The organism is Bombilactobacillus folatiphilus (genome assembly GCF_023380265.1).
GTDB lineage: Bacteria > Bacillota > Bacilli > Lactobacillales > Lactobacillaceae > Bombilactobacillus > Bombilactobacillus folatiphilus.
This window is the reverse complement of sequence record NZ_CP093366.1, coordinates 933,220-956,275: the sequence shown is the minus strand read 5'-3', so window position 1 is coordinate 956,275 and position 23,056 is coordinate 933,220. Positions and strand designations below refer to the sequence as shown.

Sequence of the window (23,056 nt, the reverse complement as noted above, 5' to 3'; positions counted from 1 at the left end):
TTATAAAGTTGAAAATTATAGGTTTGATAAATGACAAATTAATTCCTTATTCTAGATGTAATAGTAATCCTATACAGATAGCAGAAAATGAAATAAAAGTTGGCACTTTAGATGTTAATAAACCAAGATTTGATAAAGGCAGTTATAAAAATGGTGGTTTTGTATTAATAAAAGTACTTTCTTTTTCGTGTAATTATCGTGACAAAGCTATTATTGTGAAAAATGGTAATAAAATCAATTATGGACTTGAGAGTGAAGCATCTCCTATATCATATTTTGGATCTGATTTTGTTGGCGAAGTAATAGCAATTGGTCCAGATGTTAAAGATTTAAAAATAGGTGATAGAGTTATTCCTGACTGTGCATATCCTGATGCTCCTGCTCCTAATGTTGCCCCTGGGGTTGTTACTAATGAAACATCAAAAGGTTGGTTAAGTCTCCATCATTCTAAATTATTGAAAATAGACACTAAGATATCTAATAATATTGCTGCGGGATTTTCTATTGGTGGCCAAACATCTGAAAGTATGATTAGACGTAGTAATATAAATAGTACTGAACGTGCACTAGTATTGAGTGCACGTTCTAATACTTCGCTATTTATAATTAGAGGATTGCTGAATCGTGGTATTAACACTACTATTTTATCAACTACACCATGGAGCAAAGAAGAATTGAGTACTGTGCAAGGTGCAAAGTATTTTTATATGGAACGTAAAAATATTAAATGGCCAGATATTCTGGAAAAATTTGATGTCATTTTTGATCCTTTTTTTGATCTTCATATTGGAACCGCTGTCAATCACCTCAATGTAGGAGGTAGATATATTACATGTGGTTATAAAAATCAGCATAAAACTTTTTATGAGCCGACTGATTATGTAATTGAAAATAAACTACAAGATATTATGCTCCAAGTAATGATAAATAATATTTCAATTATAGGTAATTGCATTGGAACCACTGAAGATTTGGTTCAAGCTATAAGAAGATATGACATAAAGAATCCACCTTTTAAAATTTATGGATCATTTACACCAAATAATGGAGATGATTTTTTACACCAAACTTATAATGTTAATGCTCGTTTTGGCAAGGTTATTATGAACTATCGAGAATAAGGTGATTCTAGTTTTAGATCTAATTTGTTCGCCACAGTTTCTCTAGGTGTCATGATTAGTATTTTGAAGGAAAATAATCTGCTCGGTAATACTTATGGACAAACGCTGTTATTGTTCGGTGTTTTAGGCGAAATTATTCCATTATTAGGGTTGACTATTTATTCCTCCATTAAAAGTGGCAATGGTGGCACTTTATGGTTACTTTCACTTGTTTTTTTAGCTGCCTCCTTCCTATTGACACGTTTTCGCAACTTTTTTAAAAATTTCAATAAATTTACTAAATCGACTACGCAATTAGACATGCGTTTTGCCTTCTTGGTCATTGTCATTTTGGTTGTTTTGGCGATGTCGGTCGGCGCAGAAAATATTTTAGGCGCGTTCTTAGCGGGTATTGTGATTAAATTACTAGAACCGCAAAAGAGTACGGAAATGAAATTAAATGCGATTGGCTATGGTTTTCTAATTCCATTTTTCTTTATTTTGACTGGTGTTAAGTTAAATCTCGTTACGCTTTTGAGCTCCAAAACTACGCTTATTTTGATTCCGCTAATATTGGTGGCTTTCCTGCTGGCAAAATTGCCGAGCTATTTTGGCTTTCAATTACTTTTTTCCAAGAAAAATTCTATCGCTGGTACTTGGCTTTCTGAAACAACCATTACTTTAGTGATATCCGGTGTCGCCATTGCGCAAGATATTCACGCGCTAACGGCTGCGCAAGGTGGCGCTTTCACAATTGGAGCTGTTTTGACTTGCTTGCTGGGTCCACTGATGTTTAAAAAATTGTATCAACCCAAAGAGCAGCAGATAGCTAAGACCAATGTTCATATTCTGGGGGCAACATCTTTAGCTGCCGCCGCTTGCCAAGAGTTGCCCAAGGAGTGGTATGATGTGTCTCTTTATACCAATCATCAAGAGAATTACGATACGTATCAAGATCATGTATCAATAACTATGGTGCCTAACTTGGATGAGGATGTCCTAATTCAAGACGGTGTCTTTGATACTGATGTTCTCGTTGTTTCGCAAATCCATTCCAAAACTAATTATGAGTTAGCTTTAGCAGCTAAAAAGTATGGTGTGGAGCGCGTTTTAGTTCGGCTGGATAATCCTGATCCGGAGGAAGCCAGTCAAATGGCGGAAGAATTGGCACAAGCTAATGTTGAATATTTCAGCACATTTGATGTAGGTGTAGGTGTTTTGCGGTCAGCCATTGAATCACCACGGATTTTACCGCTTATTACTTCGACGCATTCCCAAATCTTCGAATTTGAGATTTTGAATCCTAATTTTGCTGGTACCCAGATTTCCCAGCTGCCTAAAGATATTACTGTCAGCAGAATTATCCGGCAAAGAAAGCCACTGGTTCCGCATGGCGAAACGATCATGCAATTACACGATCACTTAATTTTGACAGGACCTTGGGACGAAATTTCTGAATTGCATACCACTTTAAGTAATCCGAAATAAAGATAGTCTATTGGGACGCAAATTTACTAAAAGTTAAGCACTTAATTTAAGTGCTTTTTTTGAATTCTAGGTTATTTTAAATAAGTAAGGTATGATAATAATAACCTTGTGGACAGTTTTTAGGCTAAATTTACGATTGTGAGATGATTATGATGAATACGGTAACCATTGTCGGGAGTATTAATTTAGATAATAATTTGCGAGTTGAACAGTTGGTTCGTCCGGGAGAGACGATTCATGCGAAAGAACATTATACAGCTGGTGGTGGTAAAGGTGCCAATCAAGCTGTAGCTGCGTGTCGTGCAGGCAGTCAAACTCATTTCATCGGGGCAGTTGGTGATGATGCGCCAGGGCAGATGATGCGTCAAATGTTGCAAAATGAAGACATTGATGTGACTGGAATTCAGACGATTGCTGACCAGACAACGGGACAAGCTTTTATTTCTGTCGATGATGCTGGTGAAAACAATATTATCATTTATGCAGGTGCCAACTTTGATTTTGGTGTATCTGAGGTGCAGGTACAAACAGTGACGATTCAAAAGAGTGATTTTGTTATTGCACAATTTGAAACATCATCAGAGGCTACGATCGAAGCCTTTAAATTAGCACAGGCATCTGGTGTCAAAACAATCTTAAATCCGGCACCAGCCAAAGCCGAGATTGCACCAGAGTTATTGGCATTGACAGATATTATTATTCCCAATGAAACGGAAGCACAAGTGATCACAGGTGTTCAAGTTGTAGATGAAGCTTCCGCCAAACAGGCAGCGACTGCATTACATGCTTTAGGTGTCGCGGTTGTTATCATAACTGTTGGTGCGCAAGGGGCCTATTATGATGATGGTCAGACTTTTGCTTTGGTGCCGGCGTTGAAAGTGCACGCGGTTGACACGACAGCCGCCGGTGATACTTTTATTGGCGCTTTAAGTAGTATCTTGCACCCTGATTTGTCCAATTTAGCAGATGCGATTTTGTTAGCGAATCAAGCTTCGTCGATTACTGTGCAACGTTATGGTGCGCAACCTTCTATTCCGTATCAAAAAGAGATTGAGCAATTATCTAAGTAAAATCAATGAGACTAAGATAGCATTTGATCTTAGTTTTTTTGAACTGATTTAAAGCAATTGTAAAAAATAAAATTTCAAAAAATCAAACCATGATTTTTGTTAAAATTTATTCGACAAATTGCTAGGTGGTTATCGATTGACTAGTTTAATCAAGAGAAAAATCAGAATTACTGGCAAAATGAGCCAGACTAACTTTAATAAGAGGAAGATAACTGTGAGAATTAAGATTACTGGAAGTAGATGAACGGAAAATTTAAAGACGTTCCAAATGAGACTGAGAATCGCTAAAATTAATAATAATAAGAGTAAAGTAAACATTATTTTTGCCATCTTTCTTTGAAATCAAATTAATTTACCGAAATTATATGTTAAAACGTGGGATTAATTCAAGTTTATTTGCGATGATTATTTTAAAATTATGAAATGCGAGTAAAATAATCCTTTGAAAGGAGAAGTTAACATGGCAAAAGTAGAAAGTTTCACCTTGGATCATACAAAAGTGAAGGCACCTTATGTGCGATTGATCAGCGAAGAACATGGTGTGAAGGGCGATATTATCAGTAATTATGATTTGCGGTTGGTTCAACCGAATGAAAATGCGATTCCCACAGGTGGTTTGCACACTATTGAACATTTGTTAGCGGGTTTGTTACGTGATCGTTTGGAAGGTGTGATTGATTGTTCACCTTTTGGCTGTCGGACAGGTTTTCATTTGATTGTTTGGGGACAACATTCCACAACTGAGGTGGCCAAAGCGCTTAAGAGTTCTTTACAGGAAATTGCTGAACAGATTACTTGGGATGATGTGCAAGGCACCGATATTTATAGTTGTGGTAATTATCGCGATCACTCTTTATTCAGTGCGAAAGAATGGTGTCAAAAGATTTTAGCAGAGGGCATTAGTGATCAACCCTTTGAACGAAATGTTATTTAGCAAAAAAGACCAGATAGTATTTATCAGCGATGATAATTTACTATCTGGTTTTTTACATGATTTACTAGAATTGTGTAATACAAAGAATTACGCGTCCAATGATTTGAACATCATCAAAATCAGTTAATGAATAAGTTAAACTATGAAAACGTGGATCGTTAGAATCTGGACGAAAAATAATAGTTTGCTTGATTGCATCATAAAAATAACGTTTAACGGCCAATTCTTGATTAACTTTAAAAACAACTAAATCGTTATTATGTAATTCAGCAATTTCAGTAACCGACTTGACAGCAATTAATGCATTATTCGGTAAAACCCGATTCATGGATTCGCCATTAACTTTAATTGTAAAAATATCTTGTTGACCAGCATATTTACCCAAAAAGAGATCGGGCAAATTTAAAATTTTGGATTGTTGCTTGGTCAAAGCCTCCACATTTTCTGGTAATCCAGCAGAAAGACCCTTGTCAAAGTAGGTATAAGAATGGTTTTGACTAGGGTCATGAGCATCTTTTTGTTGCAGATCATAAAGAAATTGGGGAGTCACCTTAAATGTATGGGCATAAGTAGCAATTTCTTGTTCACTTAAAGCACGTTTTTGATTTTCATGATTAGAAATTGTATTTTGACTAAAGCCAGTCAGTTTGCTTAATTGAGCTTGTGTTAAATGTTGCTGAATCCTTAATTTTTTAATAATTGGTCCTAAAACATTTTTAACCATTAAATTCCTCCTTGAGATAAATATATCACAGAGAGCTATTTTTTATCAAATTAGAATTTTGTAATTCGAGATTGACATAAATATCTCAATATGAGATATTATAAAAAGAGGAGGCTAAATAGATGGCACGAATCGATAAAAAAACGCTGAAGGAAATTTATGTACATCCACAGACTAAATTAAAAGCCTTGAGAATAAACAATGGTTTGACAACAGCGGAGATGGCAGAATTAATTGGTTTAAAAAATCGACGCCAATACGAACAAAAGGAACGCGGTAAGGCACCTTTCCATGATTATGAGATGTATATTATATCTCATAAATTCCACGTTTCGATTAAACATTTATTCTATGATTGGGATACATAATAACGACGAAAAAGCATGCTTTATAGCTATTATCGCTATTTCATTATCAACCATAGAATTAAATAAATTATTAAACCTGGAAAGGGAGTTAAAGTTAACAACACCCAAATTATGCGGAGTAAATTAGCGTTCCAGTCAAAATGAACGGCTAACCCTCCTAAAACACCAGCAACTACACGATTACGACTAGAACGACGGATAGAAATATGCATAAAAATCACCTATTTATTTTTAATTTATTATTTGTGCTTATCTTATCATAGGTTAGGTGTATAATGTAGTTCCTTGGCAGGGGTACTTAAGAGCAGTAACTTTTAAAGTTACTGTTTTTTTGTGGAATGAAAAATATTTAGTAGAAATTTGATATACTAATTGAGTAATTTATTTAGGAGAGCATCGAAATGACAGTTTTTCAAAACAAAAAGGCTAAATTATTGCAGTTTTTCACATTAATTATCGTGGTAGCAATGTTACTATCGGCGTTGTTTTTTTTACCACAACGTCTGCGCAGCCAAACAGGAGTTTTGAGCTTATTAATTATAATTTTGGGTATGATCTTTGTGGTTGGTTGGTATTTTTGGCGTCGAATGACAATTCGAACTAAAGTCAAAATAGCCTGGCTTTTATTTATTTGTGGCGTTGCACTCCAAATTATATTGATTCTAACCTTGAGTACCGGGAGTACTTGGGATCCGCAGGTAACACTCAATTCATTGGTCAGGCGTTATGTCTATAAAGATAAAAGTATACCGTTTCATACCATGACTTATAATTATTTGTCGTATTGTCCCAACAACTTATTTTTGTTTTATTTCTACGCTGGTTTGCAAAAAATGGCATTGTGGCTCCATGTTACTTTATCGTGGACCTTCATCAACTGGTTTAATGCTTTGGCAATTGATGTGTCTGTTTTGATTTTTTATGCGACAGGTAAAAAAATCTTACCTAAAAATCAATCTCTACTATTGTTTATCTTACTTACCTTGACTTTTATTTGGAGTCCTTGGGTGGTCATTACCTATACCGATACACTTTCATTGTTGACGACGTCGTTAGCCCTCTGGCTCCTCATTTTGTTACTGCGAACGAAAAGTTCATGGCGTTATTTAGAAGCAATTAGCATGGGATTAGTCATAGCGATTGGCTATTATCTCAAAGCTTCCAGTGTAATATTTGCAGTAGCTGCATGTTTGATTAGTTTAATCATGGTGATGTTTAAATCGCCTAAACGTTGGCGAAATGTCGGTTTATTGGCAACAGCTTGTGTGAGTTTTGGCTTGTTTTTCGGTCTTTTTGGTCAGATTAATAAAACGCAAAAGCTTTATCCGATTAATACATCATTGAAACATCCATCGACATATTATATGATGTTGGGTTCGCAAGGCGTTGGAGATTGGAATCAACGAGATTTTGCACGAATGTTAGCAACAAAAGGCCAGAATAATAAGCGTAAATTGAGTATTGATGTTTATACGCAACGCGTTAAAAAGATGAATTGGCGTTATTTACCATTTTTGGCACGCAAATTTTACTACACGGTCCAAGATGGTTCTTGGGGTTGGGGGCGCAATTCCAATGCAAATGGTTTTTTGTTACAGACTCGACCCCAGAAACGGACAATCGGGGGATATTTACGTAGTTTGTTCTATCCTTTGGGACGTCATGTTTCGATTTTTTATGTTGTTGCGCAGTGCTGGTGGATCTTGTTATTAGTTTTGGCTCTACCCAGCTGTTGGCAGCAATTGAAGAGACAACCTAATTTGTTACAAAGTGGTTTGAATTTGACAATTTTGGGTAGTATTTTGTATTTATTATTGTTTGAATCGGGGATGAGTCGCTATTTGATTCAATTTTTGCCCTTTTACTTGACCGTGATTGTGCAACCATCTTTCCGATTAGACAATCAATCTTCGGGGCTATCGACGGACAATGATGCTAAATGACCATCAACTAAGGAAAGTACATCTTTGATATCAACAGTTACCGAGCGACCAATTTTACCAGCCGAAATAGTAATTTGTTGATCAATTTGGGCTTGTGAATCAAAGTATATCGGGTAATTATGCTGTTCACGAATGCCAATTGGACTATTTGCGCCATGTTCAAAGCCAGAAGTTTGTTTTAATTTTTTTAAGGGTACCATGGCGACTTTTTTATTTTGAGAGGCTTGGGCTAAAAGCTTATAACTCAAGTGTTTATTCAATGGAATGACGCCAACAAGGGGACCAGTTTTATTACCATCTAAAACTAATGTTTTGTAAATAGTTTGTGGTGTGGTTGTTTGTTCAGGGCTAATTTGTTGAACATCGCCTTGTTTTTGAGTAGCAAAAGTGACTGATTGGTATGCAATCTGGTTTTTATCTAAGATTTTTTCGACTAAGGTTTTTGATAAACGTTTCTTTTTTGACATAGTTGTTCTCCTTTAGTGTAGATTATTTTATAATTTTAACATGACTATAATTTGGTTTTTAGGTGATAAAAATGTTTAATACACACAAACATCATAAGATAGATTTACAGCAACAAGATTTTGCAAAATTGTTATCACGGACTGCACTTGATGATGATCAGATGTTGGCAACACAACGACGTTTTGACCATTTGGTTAAAAAATATCAAGATGGTAAAAAAAATTCAAGTAAGGATCATGTAAATGAGTGATGAAAAATGGAATCGGCTAGCGATTTTAACCGAACCGCAAAATTTTGAGTTAATTAGTAGTGTTTTAATCGCACAACAAATTTTAGGAATTGAGAATCTGCCCAATGACCAAGGTTTAGCAATTTATTTACCAGCACAGCAATTAACAAAGCAGTGGTGTCAAGAGTTGGCTGATCAGTTTAGTACATGGGGCCTAAATGCTCAGCAATATCATTTACAAATTCAAGAAAATGTGGATATGCATTGGGGAAAACAGTGGCAGCAGTATTATCAGCCAGTAGCTGTAACCCACTTTTTACGCATAGTTCCTGCTTGGCAAACCACAGCAACGCCACAGCCAACAGAAATTTTGATGCGACCACAGGAATCTTTTGGAACAGGTGAGCACCCGACGACTAAATTATGTCTGCAAGCCTTAGAAATTTATGTAGATGATCAAAAATCACTAATTGATGTTGGGACCGGAACCGGTATTCTAGCAATTGCGGCTGCTAAATTAGGTATAAAACAACTTTATGGTTATGATATTTCATCGGAAGCCGTGCAAGTTGCGCGAGATAATTTTCAGTTAAATCAATTGAATGCGACATTCACAGTCCAGCAAAATTCATTGTTAGATGGGATTGATCAAACAGCTTCTGTGGTAACAGCTAATATGTTACTAGAACCGTTAGTAGCTTTATTGCCGCAATTGGCCAGTCATGTCCAGTCAGCTGGTTATATTATTTTGTCTGGTTTCTTGGTGGAGCAAATAGATCACCTAACATCGTTGATTTCACAACAACCCTTTGTAGTTTTGCAAACTTTAACTTTAGATGGTTGGGGTTGCATCATTGCCCAAAAGGAGCTGGATTAAGATGCAACAAGTCTTTTGGTCACATATACTAGCACCAGATGAGCAGCAATTAGAGTTGGGCGATTCATATTATCAACATTTGATTAGGGTTTTGCATTTTCAGGAAAAATCACAGTTCTGGTTAGTTGATGCACAACAACAAACTTTTTTAGCAACGGTAGAACAGATTACTACAAAAAATTTCGTGGTGCGTTTACAAGCTAAAAGTCGACGTCAGACGGAATTACCTGTGCAAGTAACGGTGGCTTGTGCTTTGTCTAAAAAAGATAAAGTTGAGTTAATTGCCCAAAAAGCTACGGAATTGGGTGCTACGAAGATGATTTTTTTTGAATCACGATATTCAATTATGAAGTGGAAAAAAAATGTTCAAGCTAAGAAAATTGCACGACTACAGGAAATTGTCACCGCCGCAGCTGCGCAGTCGCAACGTTTGTTCATTCCAGAAGTGAGTTATTTCAATTGGGCACAGTTATTGGATTACCGTGCAGATTATCGTTTGGTGGCATACGAAGAGGCAGCTAAGCAAGGAGAAATTGCTCAGTTAGCCCAAACTTTACAACAAGTACCTCCGCAGGCTTCACTGATTTGTTTATTTGGACCAGAAGGTGGTTTTAATGTTGAAGAAATTGCTCAATTGAGGCAAAATAAATATACTAGTTGTGGTTTAGGTCCACGCATTTTGCGTGCTGAAACAGCACCCTTGTATTTTTTGAGTGCATTATCATATCAGATTGAATTAAATAAGGAATATTAACGTGAAAAAGAATATTGTAAAGTTTTGGAATTCACCATATTGTAAGATTATTTTATTAACGATTGTATTAACAATGCTTGTTCCATTAATGATGAGCGCTTTTAAAGTTGGTAAAGCTTGGCGAGTGGGATTGTCATTTTTAGTCTTAAATTTATGTTTAGCGGCTTTATTTGGACATTGGATTAAAAAGACGCAACAACCTAAATGGACTTTTGGAATTTTGCCTGTTATTTTTTTGGTGTTAGTTTTGTTGCGTTATTTAACGAGCTTTTACGCTTATTTATTAGTTGTGTTGTACCTACTAGTTGAATATTTGGCTTTTTTATTAACTCATAAATTGAGCGACTAAAATTATGAGTAAATGAAGGTGAAAAACATTGTCGAAAGAAAAAGTTTATACAGCAGATGAAGTTTTTGATTTATGTTCACAATATATGAATGACAGACATGTCTCTTATATTAAAAAGGCTTATGAAATGGCGGATTATGTCCATCAGGATCAAAAACGTGCTTCTGGCGAAGCTTATATTGTACATCCGATTCAAGTAGCGGCCATTTTGGCTCAATTAAAAATGGATCCAGATACGGTTTCGGCAGGTTTTTTGCATGATGTGGTCGAAGATACCAAGATTGTGTCAGCAGATATTCGAGAATTATTTGGTGATGATGTTTGCAATATTGTTGAAGGTGTTACGAAAATTTCAAAATATAAATATAAGTCACATCAAGAATTACTAGCGGCTAATCATCGTAAAATGTTGTTAGCGACAGCCAAAGATATGCGTGTGATTATGGTTAAGTTGGCCGATCGTTTAAACAATATGCGCACTTTGAATTATTTGCGTCCTGATAAGCAGTATCGAATTGCGAATGAGACTTTAGAAATTTATGCGCCGTTGGCTGATCGTTTGGGAATCAGTACGATTAAATGGGAACTGGAAGATCTATCTTTACGCTACTTGAATCCGCAGCAATATTATCGGATTGTTCATTTGATGAATTCTAAGCGGACACAGCGGGAAGCTTATATTCAAGAAGCCGTGCAAAAAGTGAAGAACAATATTGATCAACTTCACTTGCATTATGATATTAGTGGTCGTGCTAAGCATATTTATTCAATTTATAAGAAGATGCAGGAAAAGCATAAGCGCTTTGAAGAACTGTATGATCTGCTGGCGATTCGGGTGATGGTCAATTCAGTTCAGGATTGTTACAGCGTTCTGGGCAATATTCACGCACAATGGAAGCCCATGCCAGGACGATTTAAAGATTATATTGCTGTACCCAAGGTTAATGGCTATCAATCGTTGCATACTACGGTGATGGGACCACACGGACGCCCGTTAGAGGTTCAGATTCGGACATATGATATGCATCAAATCGCTGAATTTGGGGTTGCTGCGCACTGGGCGTATAAAGAAGGTACTAAATCGGCTATTCAGCTGGATCAAAATGATCAGCAAATTGATGTTTTTCGAGAAATCATGGAAATCCAAGAAGAAACCACTAATGATGCTGATTTTATGCAAAGTGTTAAGGGTGACATTTTTAGTGATCGGGTTTATGTCTTTACGCCAAAAGGTGAAGTTTTGGAGTTGCCTAAGGGTTCCATTCCATTAGATTTCGCGTATCAGGTGCATACCGAAGTGGGCAATCATACAATTGGTGTCAAGGTTAATGGCAAGATGGTGCCGTTGGATTATAAATTGCGGAATGGTGATTTAGTTGAGTTGTTGACGCAAAGTAATGCTACTCCTAGCCCAGATTGGGAAAATTTAGTTTATACAACGCGAGCTCGTAATAAAATTAAACGTTATTTCAAAAGTGTTGATCGTCAAAATAATATTGAGCTGGGTCGTAATAAACTTGAACGTGAATTATTAGACCGTAATCTGGCACCAAAGAATTATTTAAATAAGAAAAGTCTGCAAAGTGTGTTGGAACGCTATAATTTTGACAATGAAGACGAACTATTGGCGACGGTAGGGTACGGTGAAATTTCGACAATTGGCGTTGTTAATCGCTTGACCGAAAACGATCGCAAAAAGCAAGAATTGCAAAAGCAGCAAGAGCTCGAGCAGCAAATTATGCGTGATGCACATCACAATGATGACGGTAATAGCGATGCAGAACTATCAACGCCAAATAATGAAACAGAAGATCGTGAGATTAATATTTTAGGTGCAGATAACTTGTTAATTCATATGGGGAAATGTTGTACGCCTATCCCAGGTGATAAAATTGTGGGTTATATTACCAAGGGCCGTGGAATTACAATTCACCGCCAAACTTGCCCCAATCTCCAGAATGAAGATGAATCTAGTCGTTTAATTGAAGCTCAGTGGGGCAATATTCGGCAGCATAGTTATATCGTTAAGTTAGAGATTTTTGGTTATAATCGAAACGGATTGTTAACGGATGTTTTACAGGTAGTTAATAAACAAAGTAATCTTTTGTCGGGAGTGAATGGTCGAATTGATGCTGATCGAATGGCACATATTACTTTGTCAGTTAAAGTCCGCAATTTAACACATTTGAAAGATATTATCAATAAATTGAAGAATGTTCCGGATGTATATGATATTCAAAGAGTTATTAATTGAGGTGAATTATGAAGGTATTGGCACAAAGAGTAATGCAAGCACAGGTTAGTGTGGATCAAAAAGTTATTGGACGGATTTCACGAGGCTTGTTATTGTTTGTTGGATTTGGTTTAACCGATACAGTCGTCCAAGTTGATTATTTGGCTCAGAAGATTTTACGAAGTCGAATTTTTGAAGATGAAAATGGAAAAACTAATTTGGCGATCACAGATGTTGAGGGCGAAATTTTGTCGATTTCTCAATTCACTTTATATGCCAATACTAAAAAGGGCAATCGACCAAGTTTTGTGGAAGCTTTAGCACCAACAAAAGCGCAAAAATTATATGAAGATTTTAATCAGCAATTGCGGCAAAGTAATTTAACTGTACAAACTGGTCAATTTGGTGCGGATATGCAGGTTCAACTCATTAATGACGGACCAATGACGATAATGTATGAAAAGGAAAATAATGATGTTTAAAAATTTTGTGTGGGATTACGATGGTACTTTGGCAGATACCTATGCAGGAATTGTTAGAAGTTTGCAGCAGACAGCAGAATATTTTGGTTGGCAACAATGTCCAGAACGCCAAATTTTATATCGTCAAAGTAAGCTTACTTCGGTTACGCAAATTTTAAAAGTTTGTGCGCATGAATGCCAGCAAGAATTTGCGGCGGTCCAAGCCTATTATCAAAAACTTGATCATCAAGCGCAGCAAGATGTTCAATTGTATCCACATGCGCCGCGTGTTTTGCAGACAATCCAACAAAATGGTGGGCAAAATTTTTTGTTAACTCACCGAGATGATCAAGCATTGAGTTTGTTGAAGGAACAAGGCATTTATGATTTGTTCAGTGGTTTTGTGACAGCTAGTCAACCATTTCCGCGCAAGCCTGATCCCACAGCGTTAAATTATTTAATGCAACACTTTTGTTTAGAAAAAGCGGAAACGATAATGATTGGTGATCGCTCTTTAGATGTAGAAGCAGGGCATAATGCTGGGATAACAAGTGCGTATTTTGATGTAGACAGTTTTCACGATAGCGCCAATGCACAGATAATTGTTAAGAATTTGGATGATCTTACTAAATTGATTGCAAAATAAAAATTGAACTTCAGGATAATGCCTGGTGTTCAATTTTTTTGTCTAGGATATGAAAATTGTGTTTTTATTTAAAATGCTGAATTAATCCTTGGTAAATAGCATCAGCTAATTCAGCTTGGTATTTAGGGCTCTTAATTTTTTGATAATCCTTATTATTATCCAAGTAGCCACCTTCAACTAAAATGGCCGGCTGCTCATTTTCCCGTAAAACTTCGTAATTACCAAAATGGGTGCCTCGATTAGGTAGCGGCATGGTTTTTAATTGTGCACTAATGTTTTTGGCTAATTGCCGATCTTTTTTCCCCGAATAGTAATACGTCGTTAGACCAGAAGCATGACCGCTGTAGGCGGCATCAAAATGAATGCTGATAAAGACATCGGCATTTAATTTATTAGCTAAACGCGCACGATCAGCCAAAGGTACGCTTTGATCCTGACTACGAGTTAAAACAACATTTGCGCCAGTTTGTTGTAATTTTTGTTGCAAAAGTTTTACAACTTGGATGGTATAATTTTTCTCTTCGTGTTTTTGATTGCTGGATAAAGCGCCAGGATCACTACCACCATGACCAGCATCTAGGACAATTGTTGCTTCGGCTAGTTTAGTTGCTGCTGTTTTTATCGCATATTTGGTGTCAGAAATAGAAACTAAACCACTAGGAATATAGCCCTCATCGCCAGAATTTAATCTAACTTTGTAGAATTTACCACTACGACCTAAGTACGGTAAAGTTGTTTGATCGGTAATATGCGCAATAATTTTGGCATTCGTAGAAGGATTTTTAAAGATCCGCGTGTTGTTTTGCAAAGTAGTAACCGACTGGATATTAGTGGCTGTTTGGCGCTGTTGTTGCGTTTGATTTTGTTGAATCTTATCGGGAACTTTGTCAGTAATAATTAATTCAGAGTTGGGGATCCAACCAACCGTTTGGTTAAAAATAATTTGGCTCCAATCATTTTGCGAATAAACAATATTGACTTTCTGTGACTGAGACAGCGTTCCTAAAACTTCAGAATCTTTTTGGGGATATTTTTGTACATTAGTATTCGGTGCTTTGATCACACCAGAAGTATTACTGGAGGTGTTGGCGTCATTATTATTGATTAACCAACTAGCAACCCAACCGATTTTGTCGTCAGCAATGCGAACTTGATACCAATCATTTTTTTCATCAATGATTGTCAATTTTTCGCCGCGCTTGACTTGAGCAATCGTATCGTACGAAAGACTAGGACCCATGCGAACATTTAAAAAATTAGCTTTAACAATCATCTGATTCGATTGTGCTACAGCGATTGTCGAGTAACTAGCCGTTATAAAAAAAATAAAAATCAGGAGAAATTTTGCATAATTGTAATTTTTTATGTTAAATAATTGCTGTATTCGTTTCAACATCACAAGACATCCTAATATTTTATTAATACTATCTTATAATAATAAAAAATAAATAGCTATACATTCTAACTTGAATTTCTAATCGAAGATGGTAATATGTATTTACGTGAGTGTACGAACGATTATTATAACAGAGAGAATAGTTGGCTGAGAGTATTCATTAATCGTTGTGACAGTATCATTATGATTGAAATCCGTTGGGCAGGCGTTAACTGCAGCACTAATTAAGGTGGTACCGTGTAAATGATTTGCACCCTTGGCTGACAAGGGTGCTTTTTTGTTATCAAGTTCAGTAAAACGGCAATCTGGGATATTTATTGAGGAGGACTAATTAAGTGCAATATCAAAAACCTAAGGGAACTGTAGATATTTTACCAAGTGAATCGGAAAAGTGGCAGTTTGTTGAAAATACAGCACAAAAAATTTTTAAAAATTATCGTTATCAAGAAATTAGGACGCCAATGTTTGAGCAATACGATGTTTTTGCGCGTTCTTCTGGCGACACATCTGATGTGGTTTCCAAAGAAATGTATGATTTTGAAGATAAAGGGGGACGGCATTTAGCTTTGCGACCAGAAGGGACAGCAGGTGTTGTGAGGGCTTATGTCGAAAATAAGCTGTTTGCGCCCGAATATGTGCGTCCGTATAAAGTCTGGTATAAAGGACCAATGTTTCGTTATGAGCGTCCACAATCAGGACGCCAACGTCAGTTTCACCAAATTGGCGTGGAAGCTTTAGGCAGTGAGAGTCCACAATTAGATGGCGAGACGATTGCAATGGCGGTCAATTTTTTAAATGAATTAGGGATTAACAATTATCAAGTTGTACTTAATACATTAGGTGATCAAACCACACGGACAGCTTATCGGCAAGCATTAATAGACTATTTGGATCCTTTACGCGAACAATTAAGTGCTGATTCCAAAACGCGGTTGAGCAAAAATCCATTGCGAATTTTGGATAGTAAAGATCCTAAGGACCAGGAATTGGTGAAGAATGCTCCGTCTATTTTGGATTATTTGACGCCAGAAGCGACAGAGCATTTCCAACAAGTACGTCAATTATTGGATGCATTGCAAATTCCTTATACAATTGATTCTAACATGGTTCGAGGTTTGGATTATTACAATCACACTATCTATGAAATCATGGTGCAAAGCCCAGCTTTTGATAATCGTGAAATGACTGTTATTGCTGGTGGACGTTATAATGGTTTGGTTGAGCAATTGGGAGGACCAGATGTTTCCGGCGTTGGCTTTGGCTTAGGTGTTGAACGTTTGATGCTGTTATTAGAAGCTGAAAATCAACATTTACCAAAGGCACAAGGGCCAGATGTTTATTTGGTGAGTGTTGATTCTGCAGATTCTTTGGCAGTTTCTAAATTGTTGATGCAATTACGTCAAGCAGGAATTTACGCTGAACGAGATTATTTAAATAAAAAAGTTAAGGCACAGTTTAAGCAAGCTGATCGTTTGCAAGCCAAGTTTACGTTAACAATTGGTGATGATGAATTGCAAACAGGCCAAGCTAAGCTTAAACGTTTGACGGACGGTCAAGAATTTGTAGTGGATCTCAATGATCAGTCTTCGTTATTAGCACAAATAAAAAAAGAAGGACGTAATTAAATGAATAGAACAAATTATTGTGGTTTGATTGATGGCCAGTATTTAGGTCAGGAAGTTACTTTGGCTGGTTGGGTTCAAAAAAAGCGTAATTTAGGTAATTTGATCTTTGTTGATTTGCGCGATCGCGAGGGGATTGTCCAATTAGTTTTTAGTCAAGACAACAGTACTGAAGAAGCTTTACGACAAGCAGAAGAATTACATTCTGAATACGTCATTAGTGTACAAGGTAAAGTAGTAGCTCGCGATCCTGAGGCAGTGAATCACAAAATGCAAACTGGTGAGATTGAGGTTGCCGTCCAACAATTGCAGATTTTAAATCGTGCTAAAACGGTACCTTTCAATATTGAAAATGACGTAGAAGTTAGTGAAGAAACAAAATTAAAGTATCGTTATCTAGATTTAAGACGGCCAGAAATGCAACAAGCATTGCGCATTAGGTCAAAAATTGTGATCGCCGTCAATAGTTATCTGGATCAAACTGATTTTATCAATATTGAGACGCCAGATTTGGCTAAATCCACTCCTGAAGGTGCACGGGATTATTTAGTGCCTTCTAGAGTTTACCCGGGGAGTTTTTATGCTTTGCCGCAGTCCCCTCAAATTTTTAAACAGTTATTAATGGGTGCAGGTTTTGATCGTTATTATCAAATTGCACGTTGTTTTCGTGATGAAGATTTGCGGGGAGATCGTCAACCTGAATTTACGCAAATTGATTTAGAAACCAGTTTTTTGGACGCTCAACAAATTCAAGATATTACTGAAGGTCTTATTGCCAAAGTTATGCATGATGTAAAGGGCGTTGATGTGCAACTGCCATTTCCACGTTTAACTTGGAATGAAGCGATGGATCGTTTTGGTTCGGATAAACCAGACACCCGTTTTGGTATGGAATTACAAGATTTAAGTCCGGTATTTGCGGATTCTACTTTCAAAGTTTTCCAAAATGCACTGGCTAACGGTGGTCAAGTCAAAGCAATTGTCTTAAAAAATGCAGCTGATCAGTATTCTCGTAAAAAAATTGAAGAACAACAAGATTATATTAAACGGTTTGGTGCAAAGGGCTTGGCTTGGTTAAAAGTTTCAGGAGCAGATTTAACGGGCCCGGTGGCTAAATTTGTGCAAGACCAAGCAGAACAATTACAAGAACGATTAGATTTAGCCGATAATGATTTGGTGTTGTTTGTGGCTGATTCGCGTAAAGTTTGTGCGGATGCGCTCGGTTATTTGCGGAAACATTTTGCCAAAGAATTACAATTGTACGATGATGATCAATATAATTTTTTGTGGGTCGTTGATTGGCCACTATTTGAATATGATGAAGGTTTGGGTCGCTGGATTGCTGCACATCATCCGTTCACGATGCCTAATGAAGAGGATATTGCCTTATTAGAAACTAATCCGCATCAGGCCCATGCACAAAGTTATGATATTGTACTCAATGGTTATGAATTAGGCGGTGGTTCAATTCGGATTCACGAACGAGAAATTCAAGAAAAAATGTTCAAAGCCCTTGATTTTACACCGCAGCGGGCACAAGAACAGTTCGGTTTCTTATTAGATGCCTTGGATTATGGTTTTCCACCACATGGTGGCTTGGCAATCGGTTTGGATCGCTTTGCGATGTTGTTGGCTCACCGTAATAATATTCGTGATGTTATTGCTTTTCCAAAAAATTCTAAAGCTTCGGAACCCATGATGAAAGCTCCGGCCAGAGTTGCTCAAAAGCAATTAGATGAATTGGATTTAGAAATAAAAAAATAGCCTTTTAACTGAAAGACACCTCCAAAAAAGTTACAATTTCATTGGAGGTGTTTTTTTATGTATGAAGAACAAAAGCAAAAATTAGATCCATTACAGTATCATGTGACACAAGAAAATGGAACAGAGCGACCATTTGATAATCAATACGATAATTTTTTTGAACCAGGAATTTATGTGGATGTTGTAAGTGGAGAGCCGCTTTTTTCTTCGGCTAATAAATATCAATCAGGTTGTGGTTGGCCAGCATTTACGAAACCGATTCGACCGTTAAAGCAAAAGCATGATCAAAGCCATCAGATGGATCGGACGGAAGTTCGTAGTAAGAAAGCGGATTCACATTTGGGACATGTGTTTACGGATGGACCGAGAGCAGCAGGTGGCCTACGTTATTGCATTAATTCTGCGGCTTTAAAATTTATTCCGTTGGCAAAAATGAAGGCAGAAGGTTACGGTCAATATGTCGACCAGGTGGAGACGGCTAAAAATTAGTCTTTTATTAACTTAGTAATGTGTTAAAGTAGTCAATGCAAGATATTTAATAAAGGGCTAGGACTACACATCAATTATGAAAGATTTAGAAGAAGTTTTGCATCGCTACCGCACGCTTACCAAGTTATCTATTGCGTTAATTTACGCCATTTGTGTTTCTATTGCGGTTAATATTTTTTGGACTCCGGGTCATATTTACGGCTCGGGGATTACTGGTTTTGCTCAATTAATTTCAACTGTTTGTGGACGCTTTTTCGGCATCGGAATTCCGGTTGCATTTTTATATGCGCTCTTTAATATTCCATTGCTCATTCTTTCGTGGAAAAAAATCGGTCACAATTTTACGATTTTTACGATTGTAGCTGTTGTTTTATCAACAATTTTAATGCGTTCTTTGCATCCAGTTAAGGTTCAATTTGATCCAATTATTTGTGCTATTTTTGGTGGTGTCTTTAACGGTTTTGGTACAGGTTTGTCCTTGAAAAATGAATTATCTACAGGTGGCTTAGATATTATTGGCATTGTTTTGCGTAAAAAGGTCGGCGAAAGTGTAGGGACCATTAATTTGACTTTTAATTTGATTGTTGTCATTGGTTCTGGTTTTTTGTTTGGTTGGATCCATGCTTTGTATACTATTTTGAGTATTTTTATTAATAGTCGGGTGATCGATGCTTTATATACCCGGGACCAGAAATTGCAGGTAATTATTGTAACCTCGCATGCCCAAACAGTGATTAAACAAATTCAAGATGAAATGCGACGGGGAATCACGATTGTTAATGATGTTGAAGGTGCGTATCAACACGCACAAAAGACAATGTTGTTTACGGTAATTTCGCAATATGAACTGCCCACTTTTCGTCAGGCAATGCATGAATCTGATCCTTATGCTTTCGTAAGCATTACCGAAGCTAAAATGATTATGGGGCGTTTTTATCAAGAGCATATTTATTAATACTAATTGGCGGAAAAAGTGTTCAGCTGTAATTTTTCTTCAATGATCGCTGCAACTTCTTCAATTGATTTATTGGCGACATTGATAACCAAACAACCTAATTGATCGTATAAATTTTGGGCATATTGTAATTCTTGTTGAATTTTTTCAGTACTAGAATAGTTTGTTTGAGCTTTTAGACCATACGACAGCATCCGTTCTTCTCGGATTTTGCGTAAAACTTCCTCATCGTTAGTCAAACCAACAATTTTTTGTGGATCAATTTCCCAGAGTTCATCAGGTAATTGAACACTAGGAACTAAGGGCAAATTCATAACTTTAATTTCTTGATTGGCTAGGTAAAAAGTTAGGGGTGTTTTCGAAGTTCGAGAAATCCCTAATAAAACAACATCAGCTTCGACCATGCTATGTGGATTTTTGCCGTCATCATTTTCGGCAGCAAAATCAATGGCTTCGATCCGCTTGAAATATTGGGTACTGAGTTTACGGGCAGCGCCAATTTCGTGGGAAGCTTTTTGACCAGTAAAAGCTTCGATCATCGTTAAGTAAGGACTTAAAATGTCAAAGCAAAGCATATGTTTGTCATGATCAAAATTTTTAACGATTTGGTCAAATTCCGGGTTACTGAGCGTATAAAAAACCAAGGCTTGATCTTGCTGAGCATGCTGCAAGATACGTGTTAATTGATCAATGTCTTTAATGAAAGAATAGCGCTTTTGTGTTGTGTCAATTTCATTAAATTGTGCCATCATGGAACGGGCAAAATTAGTTGCCGTTTCACCAGAAGAGTCGGAAATGGTATAAACAATTTGTTTCATAAGTCGGTTACCTGCTGTTTTTTTTTAAAATTATCATTTTTTCTCAAAAAAAGCTAGTCTAACTTCAGAAATTATGGTTTCAACTTCTGATATTGTTTGGTATACTAAATAAGAACTGTTTTAACGAACAGTTACGTAACGAACGGAAGGAGGGATATCATATGGCTAAGACAGTTGTTCGTGAGAACGAGTCTCTTGATGATGCTCTTCGTCGGTTTAAACGTTCTGTTTCTAAGAGTGGTACTCTTCAAGAATACCGTAAGCGTGAGTTTTATGAAAAACCTAGCGTTAAACGCAAGTTAAAATCTGAAGCTGCACGTAAGCGTAATAAGAAGAGAAGAAGACGTTAATAATTCGGAGTGTGATAGTAATGTCCCTCACTGATCAATTAATGACTGACATGAAAGTTGCCATGAAAGGTCATGACAAAGTCGGTTTGTCAGTTATCAGAATGCTTAAGTCTGCTTTGATGAACAAAAAAATCGAAGTTGGTCATGATTTGACTACTACTGAAGAACAGCAAGTTGTTGTTTCGCAAATGAAGCAACAAAAAGATTCTTTGGTAGAATTTCAGAATGGTCATCGTGATGATTTAGTTGCACAAACTAAAGAGCAGATGGCTGTTTTGGATAAGTATATGCCGCAACAGCTATCCGAATCTGCAATTCGTCAACTTGTTCAACAAACTGCTACTGATATTGGTGCAGAATCAAAAGCTGATTTTGGTAAATTAATGAAGGCCGTAATGGCTAAGACAAAAAGTCAAGCTGATGGCTCAGTAGTTAATCAAATTGTCAAAGAAGTATTGAGTTAAATATAAAGGTTAAAGTTAATTTACTTTAGCCTTTTTATTTAACTTCAATTTGCTGTAAAATGATTATAAAATCCAATTGACAGGAGCAGACGTTTTTGACAGATGAGATAACAAAATCGTTTCAGTTAATGAATAATGATGATGCTGTAATATTTGGTAGTAATGATAGCAATTTGCTGCTTTTGGCAGAAAAATTTCCTATTAAAATTCATCCGTTTGGTAATCGTGTAGATTTAGCTGGTGATCCTCAGAATGTTAATCTAGTTTTTCAAATTTTAAAAATTTTGAATCATTTACAGCATTCTGGGATTCAGATTGGTCAAGCGGATTTTGTCAGTGCAGCCCAAATGGCTCAAGCAGGTACTTTAGAATATTTTGAAGATTTATACAATGAAATTTTGATTCGTGATGCCAAGGGCAAGCCCATTCGTGTACGTAATTTGGGGCAGCGTCAGTATATTCAAACAATTAAGAAAAATGATATTACATTTGGCATTGGACCGGCTGGTACGGGGAAAACTTATTTAGCTGTAGTCATGGCAGTGGCAGCCTTGAAAAAAGGGCGTGTGCAAAAATTAATTTTGACCAGACCAGCTGTGGAAGCAGGCGAAAATTTAGGGTTTTTGCCAGGAGATTTAAAGGAAAAAGTTGATCCTTATTTACGACCAATTTATGATGCTTTATATTCAGTTTTAGGATCGGATCAAACCAATCGGTTATTGGAGCGCGAGGTCATTGAAGTAGCACCTTTAGCTTATATGCGTGGTCGAACTTTGGATCAGGCTTTTTGTCTCCTTGATGAAGCCCAAAATACGACCCACGAACAAATGAAAATGTTTTTAACACGTTTAGGTTTTGGTTCCAAGATGGTTGTGAATGGTGATCCGACCCAGATTGATTTGCCGCGGCATTCTCATAGTGGTTTATTACAAGTGCAAGAAATTCTCAGAGATTTGCCACATATTGGTTTCGTCGATTTTGTTGCTGATGATGTGGTACGAAATCCCGTTGTAGCCGAAATTATTCGTGCTTATGACCAAGTAAACAGGAGTAAAGAATGAATTTAGAGATTTATGATGCGCATCAATTAGTTGATGCTGAACACCTCAAATTGGCGCGAGATTTATTTGAATATGGTGCTCAAAAAATTGCGTTGCCTCAACAAACAGAAGCTTCGATGACCTTTTGTACATCTGAAGTAATACATCAAATTAATTTAGAATATCGCAATGTTGATCGACCGACTGATGTGATCAGTTTTGCCATTGAAGATGGTGATGATGACGGAATTAGTTCACAAGCATTAGCTGAAGAATTTGGTATTCCTCGCAATATTGGTGATTTATTTATTTGTCCAGCTGTGGTTCAAAAACAGGCTCAAGAGTATGGTCATTCTTTTGATCGTGAATTTGGTTATACTGTTGTGCACGGTTTATTACATTTATCTGGACTGGATCATATTCAAGATGATGAGGCTGAGCAAATGTTTGGATTACAACGTGAAATTTTAGCTGATTTTGGTTTGAAGCGTTAAATAAAAAGGAGCTTGGCAAA

Annotated in this window: 26 protein-coding genes; 21 read left to right on the top strand and 5 right to left on the bottom strand. The window is 36.7% G+C overall.

Translation table 11 applies throughout. The features are described 5' to 3' along the window. Nucleotides 1–8 precede the first annotated feature (8 nt). The 4 genes from MOO45_RS04840 (at nucleotide 9) to MOO45_RS04825 (ending at nucleotide 4,592) form a co-directional block, all read left to right on the top strand. Nucleotides 9–1,121 (top strand): MDR/zinc-dependent alcohol dehydrogenase-like family protein, encoded by a 1,113-nt coding sequence (locus MOO45_RS04840; RefSeq protein ID WP_249513824.1) that lies wholly within the window; start codon nucleotides 9–11, stop codon nucleotides 1,119–1,121. A gap of 63 nt (nucleotides 1,122–1,184) precedes the next feature. Further along, nucleotides 1,185–2,588: a monovalent cation:proton antiporter family protein gene (locus MOO45_RS04835; RefSeq protein ID WP_249513823.1), complete on the top strand. Its 1,404-nt coding sequence runs from the start codon at nucleotides 1,185–1,187 to the stop codon at nucleotides 2,586–2,588. A 152-nt stretch (nucleotides 2,589–2,740) separates the two neighbouring features. Further along, nucleotides 2,741–3,658 carry a ribokinase gene (gene rbsK, locus MOO45_RS04830; RefSeq protein ID WP_249515164.1) on the top strand — a complete coding sequence of 306 codons (918 nt, stop codon included), beginning with the start codon at nucleotides 2,741–2,743 and terminating at the stop codon, nucleotides 3,656–3,658. Between the two features lie 460 nt (nucleotides 3,659–4,118). Further along, complete coding sequence (locus tag MOO45_RS04825) at nucleotides 4,119–4,592, top strand: S-ribosylhomocysteine lyase (RefSeq protein WP_249513822.1); 474 nt, start codon at nucleotides 4,119–4,121, stop codon at nucleotides 4,590–4,592. A 64-nt stretch (nucleotides 4,593–4,656) separates the two neighbouring features. Here the strand turns inward: MOO45_RS04825 and MOO45_RS04820 are convergent, their stop codons facing one another. Further along, nucleotides 4,657–5,316 carry an XRE family transcriptional regulator gene (locus tag MOO45_RS04820; protein WP_249513821.1) on the bottom strand — a complete coding sequence of 220 codons (660 nt, stop codon included), beginning with the start codon at nucleotides 5,314–5,316 and terminating at the stop codon, nucleotides 4,657–4,659. A gap of 122 nt (nucleotides 5,317–5,438) precedes the next feature. On the opposite strand from MOO45_RS04820, the gene MOO45_RS04815 reads away from it, so the two are divergent. After that, entirely contained in the window at nucleotides 5,439–5,684 is a 246-nt protein-coding gene (locus tag MOO45_RS04815) for a helix-turn-helix transcriptional regulator (protein WP_249513820.1), read from the top strand. 35 nt (nucleotides 5,685–5,719) lie between these two features. Here MOO45_RS04815 and MOO45_RS04810 read toward each other — a convergent pair whose 3' ends face one another. Beyond that, complete coding sequence (locus MOO45_RS04810) at nucleotides 5,720–5,896, bottom strand: PspC domain-containing protein (protein WP_249513819.1); 177 nt, start codon at nucleotides 5,894–5,896, stop codon at nucleotides 5,720–5,722. A 189-nt stretch (nucleotides 5,897–6,085) separates the two neighbouring features. Here MOO45_RS04810 and MOO45_RS04805 point away from each other — a divergent pair, with 189 nt between their 5' ends. Beyond that, nucleotides 6,086–7,627 carry a glycosyltransferase family 39 protein gene (locus MOO45_RS04805; protein ID WP_249513818.1) on the top strand — a complete coding sequence of 514 codons (1,542 nt, stop codon included), beginning with the start codon at nucleotides 6,086–6,088 and terminating at the stop codon, nucleotides 7,625–7,627. Here the strand turns inward: MOO45_RS04805 and MOO45_RS04800 are convergent. After that, the gene (locus MOO45_RS04800) at nucleotides 7,588–8,094 is read right to left on the bottom strand and encodes a YbaK/EbsC family protein (RefSeq protein WP_249513817.1); all 507 of its coding nucleotides are present in this window, start codon (nucleotides 8,092–8,094) and stop codon (nucleotides 7,588–7,590) included. The genes MOO45_RS04805 and MOO45_RS04800 overlap by 40 nt on opposite strands. Before the next feature lie 71 nt (nucleotides 8,095–8,165). Between MOO45_RS04800 and MOO45_RS04795 the strand changes: the two genes are divergently transcribed. Genes MOO45_RS04795 through MOO45_RS04765 form a run of 7 tightly spaced genes read left to right on the top strand, consistent with a single transcriptional unit; the run spans nucleotide 8,166 to nucleotide 13,644 of the window. After that, on the top strand, nucleotides 8,166–8,345 hold the full coding sequence (locus tag MOO45_RS04795; protein WP_249513816.1) for a hypothetical protein: 180 nt from the start codon (nucleotides 8,166–8,168) through the stop codon (nucleotides 8,343–8,345). Continuing rightward, nucleotides 8,338–9,201 (top strand): 50S ribosomal protein L11 methyltransferase, encoded by an 864-nt coding sequence (prmA, locus tag MOO45_RS04790; protein ID WP_249513815.1) that lies wholly within the window; start codon nucleotides 8,338–8,340, stop codon nucleotides 9,199–9,201. Before MOO45_RS04795 ends, prmA begins: the two co-directional genes overlap by 8 nt. Nucleotide 9,202: 1 nt before the next feature. Further along, on the top strand, nucleotides 9,203–9,955 hold the full coding sequence (locus tag MOO45_RS04785; protein WP_249513814.1) for an RsmE family RNA methyltransferase: 753 nt from the start codon (nucleotides 9,203–9,205) through the stop codon (nucleotides 9,953–9,955). Nucleotide 9,956: 1 nt separating this feature from the next. Next, nucleotides 9,957–10,304 (top strand): hypothetical protein, encoded by a 348-nt coding sequence (locus tag MOO45_RS04780; RefSeq protein ID WP_249513813.1) that lies wholly within the window; start codon nucleotides 9,957–9,959, stop codon nucleotides 10,302–10,304. A gap of 28 nt (nucleotides 10,305–10,332) precedes the next feature. After that, a complete protein-coding gene (locus MOO45_RS04775) occupies nucleotides 10,333–12,558 on the top strand; it encodes a RelA/SpoT family protein (RefSeq protein ID WP_249513812.1) in 2,226 nt (741 codons plus the stop codon). Between the two features lie 8 nt (nucleotides 12,559–12,566). Next, nucleotides 12,567–13,019, top strand: a complete 453-nt coding sequence (gene dtd, locus MOO45_RS04770; RefSeq protein ID WP_249513811.1) for a D-aminoacyl-tRNA deacylase — start codon at nucleotides 12,567–12,569, stop codon at nucleotides 13,017–13,019. Next, entirely contained in the window at nucleotides 13,009–13,644 is a 636-nt protein-coding gene (locus tag MOO45_RS04765; protein ID WP_249513810.1) for an HAD-IA family hydrolase, read from the top strand. The genes dtd and MOO45_RS04765 overlap by 11 nt, the downstream gene beginning before the upstream one ends. Before the next feature lie 64 nt (nucleotides 13,645–13,708). Here MOO45_RS04765 and MOO45_RS04760 read toward each other — a convergent pair whose 3' ends face one another. Then, nucleotides 13,709–15,040 carry an N-acetylmuramoyl-L-alanine amidase gene (locus MOO45_RS04760; RefSeq protein WP_249513809.1) on the bottom strand — a complete coding sequence of 444 codons (1,332 nt, stop codon included), beginning with the start codon at nucleotides 15,038–15,040 and terminating at the stop codon, nucleotides 13,709–13,711. A 335-nt stretch (nucleotides 15,041–15,375) separates the two neighbouring features. On the opposite strand from MOO45_RS04760, the gene hisS reads away from it, so the two are divergent. The 4 genes from hisS to MOO45_RS04740 all read left to right on the top strand — a co-directional run bounded on the left by hisS (nucleotide 15,376) and on the right by MOO45_RS04740 (nucleotide 19,870). Then, on the top strand, nucleotides 15,376–16,665 hold the full coding sequence (hisS, locus tag MOO45_RS04755; RefSeq protein ID WP_249513808.1) for a histidine--tRNA ligase: 1,290 nt from the start codon (nucleotides 15,376–15,378) through the stop codon (nucleotides 16,663–16,665). Further along, nucleotides 16,666–18,426: an aspartate--tRNA ligase gene (gene aspS, locus MOO45_RS04750; RefSeq protein ID WP_249513807.1), complete on the top strand. Its 1,761-nt coding sequence runs from the start codon at nucleotides 16,666–16,668 to the stop codon at nucleotides 18,424–18,426. 57 nt (nucleotides 18,427–18,483) lie between these two features. Continuing rightward, complete coding sequence (gene msrB, locus MOO45_RS04745; protein WP_249513806.1) at nucleotides 18,484–18,915, top strand: peptide-methionine (R)-S-oxide reductase MsrB; 432 nt, start codon at nucleotides 18,484–18,486, stop codon at nucleotides 18,913–18,915. Nucleotides 18,916–18,991: 76 nt separating this feature from the next. Then, the gene (locus tag MOO45_RS04740) at nucleotides 18,992–19,870 is read left to right on the top strand and encodes a YitT family protein (RefSeq protein ID WP_249513805.1); all 879 of its coding nucleotides are present in this window, start codon (nucleotides 18,992–18,994) and stop codon (nucleotides 19,868–19,870) included. 2 nt (nucleotides 19,871–19,872) lie between these two features. On the opposite strand, the gene MOO45_RS04735 is transcribed toward MOO45_RS04740, so the two are convergent. Beyond that, nucleotides 19,873–20,688 (bottom strand): pyruvate, water dikinase regulatory protein, encoded by an 816-nt coding sequence (locus MOO45_RS04735; RefSeq protein WP_249513804.1) that lies wholly within the window; start codon nucleotides 20,686–20,688, stop codon nucleotides 19,873–19,875. 161 nt (nucleotides 20,689–20,849) lie between these two features. Here MOO45_RS04735 and rpsU point away from each other — a divergent pair, with 161 nt between their 5' ends. The 4 genes from rpsU (at nucleotide 20,850) to ybeY (ending at nucleotide 23,036) form a co-directional block, all read left to right on the top strand. Continuing rightward, nucleotides 20,850–21,038: a 30S ribosomal protein S21 gene (rpsU, locus tag MOO45_RS04730; protein WP_249512765.1), complete on the top strand. Its 189-nt coding sequence runs from the start codon at nucleotides 20,850–20,852 to the stop codon at nucleotides 21,036–21,038. A gap of 20 nt (nucleotides 21,039–21,058) precedes the next feature. Further along, the gene (locus MOO45_RS04725; RefSeq protein ID WP_249513803.1) at nucleotides 21,059–21,502 is read left to right on the top strand and encodes a GatB/YqeY domain-containing protein; all 444 of its coding nucleotides are present in this window, start codon (nucleotides 21,059–21,061) and stop codon (nucleotides 21,500–21,502) included. Between the two features lie 128 nt (nucleotides 21,503–21,630). Next, nucleotides 21,631–22,563: a PhoH family protein gene (locus tag MOO45_RS04720; protein ID WP_249515163.1), complete on the top strand. Its 933-nt coding sequence runs from the start codon at nucleotides 21,631–21,633 to the stop codon at nucleotides 22,561–22,563. Beyond that, nucleotides 22,560–23,036, top strand: coding sequence for an rRNA maturation RNase YbeY (gene ybeY / locus MOO45_RS04715; protein WP_249513802.1), 477 nt, complete (start codon nucleotides 22,560–22,562; stop codon nucleotides 23,034–23,036). Before MOO45_RS04720 ends, ybeY begins: the two co-directional genes overlap by 4 nt. Nucleotides 23,037–23,056: the final 20 nt, after the last annotated feature.